This is a genomic window from Pseudomonas sp. GW823-FHT01D03 (assembly GCF_058798255.1).
The window spans coordinates 1,811,227-1,824,521 of record NZ_JBXAKK010000001.1 but is presented as its reverse complement, the minus strand read 5'-3'; the positions used below and the strand labels follow the sequence as shown (position 1 = coordinate 1,824,521).

The window sequence follows — 13,295 nt, the reverse complement described above, 5'->3', positions numbered from 1 at the left end:
TCAACCCTCCTTCGCTGGGGTCGGTGCCGATTGACCACTGTCTTTCAGCGCTTTGGTCACTTCCGGCGGCATGTACTTCTCGTCGTGCTTGGCCAGCACTTCATCGGCCACCACCACGCCGTCGGCGTTGAGTTTGCCCAGGGCGACGATGCCCTGCCCTTCGCGGAACAGATCCGGGAGGATCCCGCGGTAGGTGATGGTCACGGCTTTGTTGAAGTCGGTGACGACGAATTTGACGTCCAGCGAGTCCGGCGAACGTTGCAGCGAGCCCTTCTCGACCATGCCGCCGGCGCGGATGCGCGTGTCGTGCGGCGCTTCGCCGTTGGCAATCTGGGTCGGCGTGTAAAACAGGTTGATGTTTTCCTGCAGGGCGCTGAGGGCCAGGCCGACGGCAGCGCCGACCCCGACCAGGATCGCCAGAATGAGGGTCAGACGTTTTTTGCGCAGCGGATTCACTTGCCGTTCTCCCGGCGCAGACGACGCGCCTCTTGTTGCAGATAGCGCTTGCGGGCCGCGATCGGTGCGACCACGTTGAGGATCAGCACCGCCAGACAGATGCCGTAGGCCGTCCAGACATACAGGCCATGATGGCCCATGGCGAGGAAGTCGCCGAATGAAGCGAAACTCATCGCGCGGCCTCCAGGCTGTTCTGCACTTCTTCTTTGACCCAACTGGCGCGCGCTTCGCGCTTGAGCACTTCAAGGCGCATGCGCAGCAACAGCACGGCGCCGAAGAAACAGTAGAAACCCAGCACCGTCAGCAGCAGCGGCAGCCACATTTCAGCGGGCATCGCCGGTTTTTCGGTGAGGGTGAAGGTCGCGCCCTGGTGCAGGGTGTTCCACCACTCCACCGAGTACTTGATGATCGGGATGTTGATCACTCCGACGATCGCCAGCACCGCGCAGGCCTTGGCGGCGCTGTCGCGATTGCTGATGGCGTTGCCCAGCGCGATCACCCCGAAATACAGGAACAGCAGAATCAGCATCGACGTCAGCCGCGCATCCCAGACCCACCACGAGCCCCAGGTCGGCTTGCCCCAGATCGCTCCGGTGACCAGCGCCACGGCGGTCATCCACGCGCCAATCGGCGCCGCGCATTGCAGGGCGACGTCGGCCAGTTTCATTTTCCACACCAGCCCGACCACGCCGCACACCGCCAGCATCACGTAGATCGACTGCGCGAGCATCGCCGCAGGCACGTGGATGTAGATGATGCGGAAGCTGTTGCCCTGCTGATAATCCGGCGGCGCGAAGGCCAGGCCCCAGACGACGCCAATGCTGATCAGCAGCAACGCGGCAATGCTCAGCCACGGCAGAAACCTGCTGCTGATGCCGTAAAACCACTTGGGCGAGCCGAGCTTGTGAAACCAGGTCCAGTTCATACTGTTTCCATCACGGGTGCCGCTCATCGGTGTGAGCAGTCTCAGGGTCTTTGCTGGTTAAATTTTAACCAGACCTCATTATTCGCCGACGCTGATCTTCAGGCCAGCCGCTATTGCAAAAGGTGTCAGGGTGATCGCCAGGGCGGTCAGGCTACCCAACCACAGCAGATACCCGGTCGCCGGCATGCCTTGCAAGGCGGCCTGCAAGGCGCCACTGCCAAGGATCAACACCGGGATGTACAACGGCAGAATCAGCAGCGCCAGCAACAGGCCGCCGCGTTTCAAACCAACCGTCAGCGCCGCGCCCACCGCACCGAGCAGGCTCAGCACCGGTGTACCCAGCAGCAACGACAACAGCAACACCGGCAGGCAGGCGACCGGCAAACCGAGCATCAACGCCAGCAACGGCGAGAGCAGAACCAGTGCCAGCCCCGAGAACAACCAGTGTGCCAGCACCTTGGCCAGCACCAGTAGGGGCAGCGGGTGCGGCGAAAGGACCCACTGTTCCAGGGAGCCATCTTCGAAATCACTGCGAAACAGTCCGTCCAGCGACAGCAGGACCGACAACAGCGCGGCCACCCAGACTAACCCCGGGGACAGGTTTTGCAAGACTTGAGTTTCCGGGCCGACGGCCAGCGGGAACAAGGCGATGACGATGGCGAAGAAAATCAGCGGATTGGCCAGTTCCGCCGGGCGACGAAACAGCAAACGGGACTCACGGGCAACCAGCAGGCCGAACACACTCATACTGCCCAGTTCCCCAGATCGATCTCGCGATAACCGGCCGGCATCCGGCTCAGTGTGTGGTGCGTGGTCAGAACCACCAGACCGCCGCGCTCGCAGTGACCGGCCAAATGCTCTTCAAGCTGCGCTACGCCCTGTTTGTCGAGCGCGGTGAACGGCTCGTCGAGAATCCACAGCGGCGGGCTGTCCAGATACAGCCGCGCCAGCGCCACGCGGCGTTGCTGACCGGCGGACAGGGTGTGGCAGGGAACATCTTCGAAACCGCGCAATCCTACGGCTGCCAGTGCCTGCCAGATCGCCTCGCGTTCGGCCGGCCGATGCAGGGCGCAGAGCCAGGACAGGTTCTCTTCCGGGGTCAGCAGGTCCTTGATCCCGGCAGCGTGGCCGATCCACAGCAGGTTGCGCGCCAGTTCGCTCGGCTGGGCCGTCAACGGTTGACCGTTGAGCAGCACTTGACCACTGGTCGGCTGCATCAACCCGGACAACAGGCGCAGCAGACTGGTCTTGCCGCTGCCATTGGGGCCGCTGATCTGCACCATATCGCCACTGGCCAGTCTTAATTCGAGATTTTCGAAGAGCAGCCGCAGGTCTCGCTCACAAGCAAGGGCAACGGTTTGCAGGACAGGGCTGGTCAAGGGATCACGGGCCTTATACGGTTCAAGTCGGCTCTGGCGCGGCCGTTAAAGAGATGCAGGATAAATGCAATGACGGTGCGAAGCAGAGAGCTGGATCAAACAATTGCTATGTTTTTTGAACGAAGCGCAAGACGCGCGGCATTATACATGCCGTGCCTTACTCCCAAGCGTGCAATTTCCTCAGGTTGTGTCCGCGTATGACAGGCGAAATGAACATCCTCCCGCTCCCGCCCACCACCCCGGCGAACGCGCGTCCGCTGGTGATGAGCGGTGAGTTGCTCAAGCTGCTGACCCCGGTCGAAGGCTTGATCGGTGCCGGGCAAAGCGCCCAGGCCGAGGTGTTGTCACTCAAGCAGGCGGATCAGACCTTTCAACTGCTGCTCAAGGTCACCGTCGACGGCGGCCGGCAGACCACCGTGCAAGCCAGCAGCAACCTGCCGCTGCCAACTGGCACCAACCTGGCCGTCACTCAGCCGTCGGCGGGTAATCTGGCGATCACCGTGCAGCAGGCAATTGCCAGCAGCGTCGCCGCCCTCACCCGCATCGATACGTCGCAATTGCCGGTCGGCACCCTGCTGCAAGGCAAGGTGCTGACCTCGCAGACACTGCCGCAAGTGCCGGGACAGCCGACGGTGTACCGCTCGCTGGTGAGCCTGCTCAACACCGCGCAGAGCGGTGCCACGCTGGATATCGACAGCCCGACGCCGCTGCGCATCGGCACCCTGCTCTCGGCACTGGTCGAAGATTCGCAAACCCTGAAGTTCGTGCCACTGAGCAGCCGTCAGGAGCAATTGGCGGTGAGTCAGCAACTGCTCGGCCAGCAGAGTCGCCAAGGTTCGCTGGACGGCTTGCTCAACGCCTTGCAAAACCTGCCGAGCGACGCCGATCAGACCTCGCAGGATCTGCGCGCTGCCGTCGTGCGTCTGCTCGCCAACCTGCCCGATGTGCAACAAATGAGCAGCGCCAAAGGCGTGGCGCTGGCGCTGGCCAACAGCGGCGCCTTCCTCGAAGCCAAACTGCTGACCGGACAGAATCCGGCGCTGGCCCCGGACATGAAAGCCGATCTGCTCAAGCTGATCGCTCAGCTGTCGCCGGGCGCACCGGGCAATGCCAGTTTCAACGCGATCATCGCCGCCAACACCCTGGCTCAGGCGCTGCCGAGTTTCGTGCGCAACGCCCTCGGCACCCTCGGCCAGGTCAGCGCCAAACCCGTGCCGAGCAGTTTTCCGCTGCCCGACCGCTTGCTGCAAAGCCAGGACGGTGAAGCTGACCTGGAACATCTGCTGCGCCTCGCTGCAGCCGCCGTGTCACGCCTGCAAAGCCATCAGCTGTCGAGCCTGGAACAGACCGGGGTCACCGACGACGGCCGTCTGCTCAGCACCTGGCAGCTGGAAATCCCCATGCGCAACCTGCAGGACATCGTGCCGTTGCAGGTCAAGTTTCAGCGCGAGGAAGCGCCGGAAAGAGAACCGCAACCCAACGAACGCCGTGACGAGCGCGAGCCCAGACAACAGCTGTGGCGCGTCGATCTGGCGTTCGACATGGAGCCGCTGGGGCCGATGCAGATTCAGGCGCAGTTGATTGCCGGCAGCCTGTCGAGCCAGCTCTGGGCCGAACGCCCATACACCGCCGACCTGATCGGCAACAATCTGTTCGCCCTGCGCCAGCGCCTGCTCGATCGCGGGCTGAACGTCGGCGATCTCGACTGCCATCTCGGCACCCCGCCGCAAGGCAATCAAACCCGTCTCGAACACCGCTGGGTCGACGAAACCGCATGAACGATTCCACTGCTCCACGCCAGGCCATCGCCCTCAAATACGACGGCAACCACGCCCCGACCCTCACCGCCAAGGGCGACGAGGAACTGGCCGAAGAAATCCTGCGCATCGCCCGCGACTGCGAAGTGCCGATCTATGAAAACGCCGAGCTGGTGCGGCTGTTGGCGCGGATGGAACTGGGCGACAGCATTCCCGAGGAGCTGTACCGCACGATCGCCGAGATCATCGCGTTCGCGTGGAATCTGAAGGGGAAATTCCCCGAGGGGCAGGATCCGGATGCGCCGATGGTCGAGAAGGACGTTACCGAACGCGGGGATGATTACTAGGCCGCGCCGGAGACAAGCCCAGATGCACGCGCTCTCGCTCGATATTCAATTCAAACGCGCTCGCCACTGCAGGTTCGCCCATTCAAACCGTTGTGAGCGACCATAATCCTTGATCCCGACGGGCATACCTTGCTCGGACAGATTCAGTGCCTTGAAGCCGACTTTTCCGATTCGCCAGTAATACTCATGCACAGGATCGTTGACGCGATAGGGAAGCAGGATCTGCCTGCCCGTCCCCAGCCCATAAGATCGCACGTCAGCCCAATTAAGCACGCTCGTCTCGAAAGCCGGAGACGAAGGCTCTTCGAACTCTCCGCCGCCAAGATTTTTGACTTTCCAGAAATTGATATCACTACCGTCTGATCGAGCATGCAGCACCCATACATCGGTCAGTTTGGTAATCGGCGAATCCAGCACTGCGGTCTTTGAACGCGCAGAATAGAAGCCCGGCAACTCCAACACTTTCTCAAAATCCAGAGAACGGCCGCTGCTCCTGTAGGTGAGCAGCTTCAAGAACTGCTCACTTGAATCAACAGCGAGCACATCATCCTTGCCATCGTTGTCCAGTCTGGCGCTGTAGAAATGGACCGGCAATGCGTTTTTTCGAGCATCTCCCCAATGAGCGGGAATGCCCAGACTCGCCCCTTTATTCTCCATCAGCCAGAAATCGGACACTGTGTTATTCAGAGTTTGCACGATCAACACATCTTGCTTGCCGACGCCTCTGAAGTCGCCAGCCAGATATTGCTGAGCTTGCCGGTAGGCATGTCCTTGCTGAACCGAACGCCAGATAACCGGATCAGCAAAATGCCCGCCTTCATTCTTCAATAGTCTGAAAATGGTTTCGTCAGCTTTTCCGGGCGATATCGCCATCAGATCAGCCTTGCCGTCACCGGTGAAATCAGCCAGCAGATAGCGCGTAGCGTCGTAGCAAATGGCTGTAGCACACCCGGAATCAAAAGAGTCTGGATCAAATGGAAGTCTGTCCTCATACCATTTCTCGGATGCAATCGCGTCTGCGCCCAGCGACGTGACCCAAATATCGACACCTGGACCATCCTCCCGGCGCTGCACTTGCACCGTCCGGTTCGTCCCGTCACCGATGACATCCCCCGTCAGCGCCACTTCCATCGAATCATTGCTGTCGATGTTATCGATGCTGCGCACCCACAACGTAGAACCCGCAAAATCCCTGCAATCCGCTATCAAGCCCGGCTGTACTCCGTCCAGACATTGCCCCTGCGCTCCGGGAACATAAATTTTCCCGAAATCCCACGGAGTCCAGTGTTGAGAGGGCTCATTGCTTTCACATGCGCGTTCGATCAATTGGCCATTCTGACGCGCTATGCAATGGCCAGAGGCTGTTTTCAGCAGCGCAACTCCCCTGCTCGCGCCGACTGCGATGTCGGAGGGCACAAACGCCCAGCGCTGGTCAGCGTCTGGCTCACATCCGTCCAGTGTCACCTGCTGCCCCAATCCATTGGCAACCAGGCACTGTTGCGTCTGGAAATTGACTAGCGGTCTGAAAGGGATATTGACCAGTGGCACGGCGGCGTGAGCATGGCTGAGCGTGAAATTCAGTCGCGCCACCCAATTGCCATTCCAGGTGGCTTCACTGTACGCACTGCTGACTGGCTCAGCCCCTTCAAAGTGAAAGTAGCTGGCGACAACATGCCGTTTCGCCTGCACAGCTGCCGGGTCCACGTTAGGAGCGACGGCCGCCGAGGGATAGGTCTCGTGATAAATCACCGGGATATCTGCACTGATCCCGCGCAAGGCCAGGCGCGTCAAACGTGCCGAATAAATATGGTCAGGATGCTCCGTGTACGCAACGGTGTCCGGATTGAGTGCATACACCCGGGTGGCTCCTTCATTGACGATCAGTTCGGTCAAGAGCTGCACGAAAGATGTTCGACTGTAGAGGTTTACCGGACCTGAAGCCGAGTCCAGATAGGGCCAACTCCGAACAGTTTTATCGAGGTCGAGCAAATCGGCCAGCGGCACATCTCCACCACGAACGTCCCCTCCCGGCACACGCAAATATATGAGCTTCAATCCAGGTCGCTCATTGGCCTTGACGCTCATCACAATGGCTGAATCAGTGAATATCAGGTTAGGCGTCCATCCGGTCGCAAAACCCAGCATTTTTTCATAGGCTTTTCTCGACGCGCTTTCGCGCTTCAGCACATAGTCGAAGCCGGCGCCAGAACTGCCACCGTTCATGAAGATACTGGTCACACAGCCGCCGGCAGCCAGAATTTGCGAAATCCGCGGATCAATAAACAGCAGATCGTCGTCCATATGCGCAACGACATTGACCAGGTGGACACCGTGACAATTTTGCCGGTCGGCCATATTGGCTTCTGGAGCAAGCCTGCTGACCTGAGCCTGACAAGCCGTCAGGAGCAGCACGATTGCCAGCCACAAGGCGGCAACACCGGGTAACCCTACTTTTTTCACTCGCTCTATTCTGGCTGGTAAATGCATACCCACTCCACGATTGGCTGGATCGGTGAATTGGCGATCAGACGCGTCTGCCTGAAAAGCCGACGGGACTATCGCGAGTCACGAGAAGTGTGAGGAGCGATGAGCGAAATTCTCTACTGTCAGAAATAACAGTTCAGACAGACGGCCATGGGCGAATCAGGCAACAAAATCGAGCGCAAAAAAAATCGCCGGCATGACCGGCGATTCTTATTTAAATGACATGCCTCTACGCATATCAACTTCTGTGCAGCTTGCGCATCAACTCCGCCTCAGCCTGGGTCAAGCCGCAGGACTGGGTCAGCTCATCGACGCTCGCGCCCATGCCCACCAGTTTCGCCGCCTGGGCGAACGACAGGCTTGACGGGTCGCGCTGTTCCAGCGCGACAATCTTGTCCGGCAACGGACCGACTACCGAGCGCAGCTCGTGCAGGGCTTCGCCCATGCGCACGTTGCCGTTCTGATAGTCGTCGACGCGCTTGGCCAGGTCCTTGATGCGCTGATCACGCAGCGCGTCGCCCTGAGCCTGTTGCGCAGCGATTACCCGCTGCGCCTTGATGTACGCCAGAAACATTGCCAGCGTGCCTGCCCAGAAGAGGAACAGGACAATGACCGCAACCTCGAGAATCAATCAGATGCTCTCCAGTTCCGACCATTCTTCTTCGCTCATCATCTTGTCCAGCTCGACCAGGATCAGCAACTCGTTGTTCTTGTTGCACACGCCCTGGATGAACTTGGCCGACTCTTCGTTGCCGACGTTTGGCGCGGTCTCGATTTCCGACTGACGCAGGTAAACCACTTCGGCCACGCTGTCGACCATGATCCCGACCACTTGCTTGTCGGCTTCGATGATGACGATACGGGTGTTGTCGCTGATCTCGCCGCTGTTCAGGCCGAAGCGCTGACGGGTGTCGATCACGGTGACCACGTTACCGCGCAGGTTGATGATGCCCAGCACGTAGCTTGGCGCACCCGGTACCGGAGCGATTTCGGTGTAACGCAGGACTTCCTGAACGCGCATCACGTTGATGCCGTAGGTTTCGTTGTCCAGCTTGAAGGTCACCCATTGCAGGATCGGATCTTCAGAACCTTTTGCATTCGTCGCCTGACTACTCATACCCTGACCCCTCGAAAAAACCGCACTGGGCGGTGTGTGTTCTGTGTGGAGGCATTGAAAAATGCCTTCGCCTGACTGTTATGTCGGCTGCTATGTCGATTTATGTAGCGGCTTGTGGCCGCCCAGGTGCTTTGCCCCGCCGCTGGCGATCAACTCGGCCAGCGCGGCTACATCAAGTAATGCACACATGTGCTCGATCACCGTGCCGGCGAGCCATGGCCGCTGACCCCGGTGACTTCTCCATTTGATTTCATTCGGATCCAGACGCAACGAACGGCTGACCTGATGCACCGCCAGGCCCCATTCGTAACCTTGTACCGAAATCACGTACTGCAGGCCCTGACGGAAGTCATCCCGATAGCGATCCGGCATGACCCAACGCGCGGTGTCCAGGACTTTCAGATTGCCGGCCTGGCTCGGCAGAATCCCGAGAAACCATTCCGGCTGCCCGAACAGCGGCGTCAACTCGTGGCCTGCCAGCGAATAGATCGAACCGAGGCACACCAGCGGTACCGCCAGCGTCAGCCCGGCAACATCGAACAACAGGCATTCGAAGGCTTCCGAGGCCCAGGCCGGACGGCCATCGGTTTCCACCGGGGGCGGCGTGTTGCTCGGTGGCAGGTGCACTTCCACCACTGGCGGCACCAGCGTCTGTTCGACGGGTGCCGGTGCCACCGGCGCCGGTTCGGCCACGACCGGTTCCGGCGCGGTTTTCAGCAATTGGGTTTTCAGCAATTGGGTTTGCAGCAACGGTGCGAGTGTCGAAACCGGCGCGCGTGGTGGCTCGGCTTCTTCGATCAACGCCACTGGAGCCTTGGCTAGCGGTGCGGCGGCAGGCGCGACAACCGGGGCAGCAGGTTGGGCGGCTTTCTGCGCATCACGCGCCTGCTCTTCCAGTACCGCAGCCTGAAACTCGTCCAGCGCCGCAGCACTTTCGACCACCTCGACCGGCGCCTCGACCTGCACTTCCACTGGCGGCAACTCGTCAGGGATTTCCTGCAGCAGGCTGTCCAGATAGGACTGCAACGCCAGTTGCGGCTTCGACGTCAACTTCACCGGCCGATTCATGCGCAGCCCCCTGTAGGAGCTGCCGCAGGTTCGGTGCCGCGTTCGGACGATCTTTTGATCTTTTCAGGAGCAACGCCAGGCAAGATCAAAAGATCGCAGCCTGCGGCAGCTCCTACATGAATTGAGATCATGCTCAGGCCACCTGCGGAACAAGTTGTTGCGCCAGCAGATGCTTGAGCAGCGCGCGGTAAGCCAGCACGCCACGACTCTTGCCGTCGAACTGCGAAGGCGTGACACCGGCCCGGCTGGCGTCGCGCAGACGGGTATCGACCGGGATGTAACCCTGCCAGATCTCTTCCGGGAATTTGTCACGCAGCACGCGCAAGGTGCCCAGCGACGCCTGGGTGCGGCGGTCGAACAGGGTCGGCACGATGCTGAACGGCAGCGCCTGTTTGCGCGAGCGGTTGATCATCGCCAGGGTGTTGACCATGCGCTCCAGACCTTTGACGGCCAGGTGTTCGGTCTGCACCGGGATCACCAGTTGCTGGCTCGCGGCCAGGGCGTTGACCATCAGCACACCGAGCAACGGTGGGCTGTCGATGATTGCGTAGTCGAAGTCCTGCCACAGCTGCGCCAGACTCTTGGCGATCACCAGGCCCAGACCACTCTGCCCAGGCGACTGGCGCTCAAGGGTGGCCAGTGCGGTACTCGACGGCAACAGGGAAATGCGTTCGTCGCTGGTCGACAGCAGCAACTGCCCGGGCAAGCCTTGCGGCACGCTGCCCTTGTGCAGAAACAGGTCGTAGTTGCTGTGTTCCAGGCTGTCGGGGTCGTAGCCGAAATAGCTGGTCATCGAGCCGTGCGGGTCGAGATCGACCACAACCACGCGCTTGCCCGCCTCCGCCAGCAATCCGGCTAAAGCGATGGAAGATGTGGTTTTACCGACACCACCCTTTTGATTGGCGACTGCCCAGACTCTCATTCGGTTCGTTCCTCCCGGTCGAGATGCTCGACCGAGACATAGCTCAGCGTATTAATGCGGGCGACGGAGAATTGACGGCACTCTCGCGTCCCGGCGTCTTGACCGGGGACGGTGCAGTTTGTGTGCCAGCGCGCTTCAATGCCGCGTCCGGTTGCGCATTGGCGGTACCGGTGCCGGTCAGGCTGCGGCGCACATCGAGGTTGCGCGACACCACCAGCACCACACGCCGGTTTTTCGCCCGGCCTTCGGCGGTGGCATTGTTGGCCACCGGCTGAAACTCACCGTAACCCACCGAGGCCAGACGGCCAGGGTTCACGCCCTGCATCGCCAGCATCCGCACGATGCTCGCCGAACGCGCCGAGGACAGCTCCCAGTTGGTCGGGTACTGCGCGGTGCGGATCGGCTGATCGTCGGTGAAGCCCTCGACGTGGATCGGGTTGTCGAACGGTTTGAGGATCGCCGCGACCTTGTCGATGATGTTGAACGCGATATCACTCGGCATTGCGTCGCCACTGCCGAACAACAGACTGGAATTCAGTTCGATCTCGACCCACAACTCGTTGCCGCGCACGGTCATCTGGTTGGAGCTGATCAAGTCGCCGAACGCGGCACTGATGTCATCGGCAATGCTTTTCAGCGGATCGCTGGCCCCGGCGATACCGGCGTCAACCTGCTCGCTGTCCTTGACCAGCGGCTTGGCCGGGGTCACGGTTTTCGGCCGTTCATCACCGATCGGGATCGGTTTGAGCGAACGATCGGAGTCAGTGAAAACCCCGATCAGCGCTTCGGAAATGACCTTGTACTTGCCTTCGTTGATCGACGAGATCGAGTACATCACCACAAAGAACGCGAACAACAGCGTGATGAAATCCGCGTAGGACACGAGCCAGCGCTCGTGATTAACGTGTTCTTCCTGATGCCTGCGGCGAGCCATAGTCCATTACCCCCATCAATCCATGAAGCCCTGAAGCTTCAGCTCGATAGAGCGAGGGTTTTCACCTTCGGCGATCGACAAAATACCTTCCAGCAACATTTCGCGATAACGCGACTGCCGCAACGCGATTGACTTGAGCTTGGCCGCCACCGGCAGCAACACCAGGTTGGCACTGGCCACACCGTAGATGGTCGCGACGAATGCCACGGCAATGCCGCTGCCCAATTGCGTCGGATCAGCGAGGTTGCCCATCACATGAATCAGGCCCATTACCGCACCGATGATGCCGATGGTCGGCGCGTAGCCGCCCATGCTTTCGAAAACTTTGGCCGCTTCGATGTCGCGCGCTTCCTGGGTGTAGAAGTCCACTTCGAGGATGCTACGAATCGCTTCCGGCTCGGCGCCATCGACCAGCAGTTGCAGGCCCTTGCGCGAGTAGTTGTCCGGCTCGGCATCGGCGACGCCTTCCAGCCCGAGCAGGCCTTCCTTGCGCGCGGTGAGGCTCCAGTTGACCACACGGTCGATGCCGCCAGCCAGATCCACACGTGGCGGAAACAGGATCCAGGCGAGAATCTGCATGGCGCGCTTGAAGGCGCTCATCGGCGACTGCAGCAACGCGGCACCGATGGTGCCACCGAGAACGATCAACGCCGCCGGGCCGTTGGCCAGCGCGCCGAGATGACCGCCTTCAAGGAAGTTGCCGCCGATAATGGCGACGAACGCCAGGATAATCCCGATAAGGCTTAAAACATCCATCAGATACACGCCTCGACGATGTGCTTGCCGATGTCGTCCAGGCCGTAGACCGCGTCAGCCAGATCGGCTTTGACGATGGCCATCGGCATGCCGTAGATCACGCAGCTTGCTTCGTCTTGGGCCCATACCGAGCTGCCGCCCTGCTTGAGCAGACGCGCGCCTTCGCGGCCGTCGGCGCCCATGCCGGTCAGTACGACCGCCAGAACTTTGTCACCGTAGGATTTCGCGGCGGAACCGAAAGTAATGTCCACGCACGGCTTGTAGTTCAGACGCTCGTCGCCCGGCAGAATCTTCACCGCACCACGGCCGTCGATCATCATCTGCTTGCCACCCGGGGCCAGCAGCGCCAGGCCCGGACGCAGGATGTCGCCATCCTCGGCTTCCTTGACGCTGATGCGGCACAGCTTGTCCAGGCGCTCGGCAAACGCCTTGGTGAACGCCGCCGGCATGTGCTGGATCAGCACGATCGGCGCCGGGAAGTTCGCCGGCAATTGGGTCAGCACCCGTTGCAGGGCAACCGGGCCGCCGGTCGAGGTACCGATGGCAACCAGTTTGTAGGCTTTGCGTTTCGGTGCCGGCGACGACGCGCTGGCAGCTGGCGCACGAGCAGGTGCCGGAGCAGGCGTCGGACGCGTTGGAGCAGCAGCGCTGTGGCTGCTGAAGCTCGATGCCGCCGGGGCTGGCGCAAGCGTCGGTGCAGCGGCCGGAGCCGGCGCACTGTAGGCGCTGAAACGACGATTACTGCGCGAGATGCTGTGAACCTTCTCGCACAGCAGTTGCTTGACCTTCTCGGGATTGCGCGAGATGTCTTCGAAATTCTTCGGCAGGAAATCCACCGCGCCGGCGTCCAGCGCATCCAGGGTGACCCGGGCGCCTTCATGCGTCAGCGAGGAGAACATCAACACCGGGGTCGGGCAGCGCTGCATGATGTGCCGCACCGCCGTGATGCCATCCATCATCGGCATCTCGTAGTCCATGGTGATCACGTCCGGCTTGAGGGCCAGGGCCTGATCGATCGCCTCTTTACCGTTGGTGGCCGTGCCGACCACCTGGATGCTCGGATCCGCTGAAAGAATTTCCGAGACGCGGCGGCGGAAAAAACCCGAATCGTCCACCACCAGGACTTTGACTGCCATAAACACTCCATTAG

Annotated in this window: 15 protein-coding genes; 2 read left to right on the top strand and 13 right to left on the bottom strand. The window is 60.7% G+C overall.

The window, feature by feature from the left end; genetic code table 11:
• The 5 genes from ccmE to ccmA form a co-directional block, all read right to left on the bottom strand.
• Positions 1 to 456: a cytochrome c maturation protein CcmE gene (gene ccmE / locus AC1RBR_RS08125; RefSeq protein ID WP_041072935.1), complete on the bottom strand. Its 456-nt coding sequence runs from the start codon at positions 454 to 456 to the stop codon at positions 1 to 3.
• The gene (ccmD, locus tag AC1RBR_RS08120) at positions 453 to 629 is read right to left on the bottom strand and encodes a heme exporter protein CcmD (RefSeq protein ID WP_097090129.1); all 177 of its coding nucleotides are present in this window, start codon (positions 627 to 629) and stop codon (positions 453 to 455) included. Before ccmD ends, ccmE begins: the two co-directional genes overlap by 4 nt.
• Entirely contained in the window at positions 626 to 1,381 is a 756-nt protein-coding gene (locus AC1RBR_RS08115) for a heme ABC transporter permease (protein ID WP_047599963.1), read from the bottom strand. Before AC1RBR_RS08115 ends, ccmD begins: the two co-directional genes overlap by 4 nt.
• A 78-nt stretch (positions 1,382 to 1,459) precedes the next feature.
• Positions 1,460 to 2,128: a heme exporter protein CcmB gene (gene ccmB / locus AC1RBR_RS08110; protein WP_003222942.1), complete on the bottom strand. Its 669-nt coding sequence runs from the start codon at positions 2,126 to 2,128 to the stop codon at positions 1,460 to 1,462.
• Positions 2,125 to 2,760, bottom strand: a complete 636-nt coding sequence (gene ccmA, locus AC1RBR_RS08105; protein WP_456019007.1) for a cytochrome c biogenesis heme-transporting ATPase CcmA — start codon at positions 2,758 to 2,760, stop codon at positions 2,125 to 2,127. The genes ccmB and ccmA overlap by 4 nt, the downstream gene beginning before the upstream one ends.
• Before the next feature lie 197 nt (positions 2,761 to 2,957).
• On the opposite strand from ccmA, the gene fliK reads away from it, so the two are divergent.
• Both fliK and AC1RBR_RS08095 read left to right on the top strand, forming a co-directional pair.
• Complete coding sequence (gene fliK / locus AC1RBR_RS08100; RefSeq protein WP_492563774.1) at positions 2,958 to 4,538, top strand: flagellar hook-length control protein FliK; 1,581 nt, start codon at positions 2,958 to 2,960, stop codon at positions 4,536 to 4,538.
• Positions 4,535 to 4,864 carry an EscU/YscU/HrcU family type III secretion system export apparatus switch protein gene (locus tag AC1RBR_RS08095; protein WP_003222939.1) on the top strand — a complete coding sequence of 110 codons (330 nt, stop codon included), beginning with the start codon at positions 4,535 to 4,537 and terminating at the stop codon, positions 4,862 to 4,864. Before fliK ends, AC1RBR_RS08095 begins: the two co-directional genes overlap by 4 nt.
• Positions 4,865 to 4,909: 45 nt before the next feature.
• On the opposite strand, the gene AC1RBR_RS08090 is transcribed toward AC1RBR_RS08095, so the two are convergent.
• From AC1RBR_RS08090 to AC1RBR_RS08055, 8 genes are all read right to left on the bottom strand, one after another.
• Positions 4,910 to 7,351 carry a carbohydrate-binding protein gene (locus AC1RBR_RS08090; protein ID WP_492563773.1) on the bottom strand — a complete coding sequence of 814 codons (2,442 nt, stop codon included), beginning with the start codon at positions 7,349 to 7,351 and terminating at the stop codon, positions 4,910 to 4,912.
• Positions 7,352 to 7,586: 235 nt separating this feature from the next.
• Entirely contained in the window at positions 7,587 to 7,979 is a 393-nt protein-coding gene (locus AC1RBR_RS08085; protein ID WP_007961680.1) for a DUF2802 domain-containing protein, read from the bottom strand.
• Positions 7,980 to 8,465, bottom strand: coding sequence for a chemotaxis protein CheW (locus tag AC1RBR_RS08080; protein ID WP_003222936.1), 486 nt, complete (start codon positions 8,463 to 8,465; stop codon positions 7,980 to 7,982). It lies immediately after the preceding gene.
• A 90-nt stretch (positions 8,466 to 8,555) separates the two neighbouring features.
• On the bottom strand, positions 8,556 to 9,533 hold the full coding sequence (locus AC1RBR_RS08075) for a CheW domain-containing protein (RefSeq protein WP_492563771.1): 978 nt from the start codon (positions 9,531 to 9,533) through the stop codon (positions 8,556 to 8,558).
• Between the two features lie 133 nt (positions 9,534 to 9,666).
• Positions 9,667 to 10,455: a ParA family protein gene (locus tag AC1RBR_RS08070; RefSeq protein WP_003222933.1), complete on the bottom strand. Its 789-nt coding sequence runs from the start codon at positions 10,453 to 10,455 to the stop codon at positions 9,667 to 9,669.
• Positions 10,456 to 10,498: 43 nt separating this feature from the next.
• Positions 10,499 to 11,389: a flagellar motor protein MotD gene (gene motD / locus AC1RBR_RS08065; RefSeq protein WP_115987125.1), complete on the bottom strand. Its 891-nt coding sequence runs from the start codon at positions 11,387 to 11,389 to the stop codon at positions 10,499 to 10,501.
• 15 nt (positions 11,390 to 11,404) lie between these two features.
• Complete coding sequence (locus AC1RBR_RS08060; protein WP_007967839.1) at positions 11,405 to 12,145, bottom strand: flagellar motor protein; 741 nt, start codon at positions 12,143 to 12,145, stop codon at positions 11,405 to 11,407.
• Positions 12,145 to 13,281 carry a protein-glutamate methylesterase/protein-glutamine glutaminase gene (locus tag AC1RBR_RS08055; RefSeq protein WP_492563769.1) on the bottom strand — a complete coding sequence of 379 codons (1,137 nt, stop codon included), beginning with the start codon at positions 13,279 to 13,281 and terminating at the stop codon, positions 12,145 to 12,147. Before AC1RBR_RS08055 ends, AC1RBR_RS08060 begins: the two co-directional genes overlap by 1 nt.
• Positions 13,282 to 13,295 lie beyond the last annotated feature (14 nt).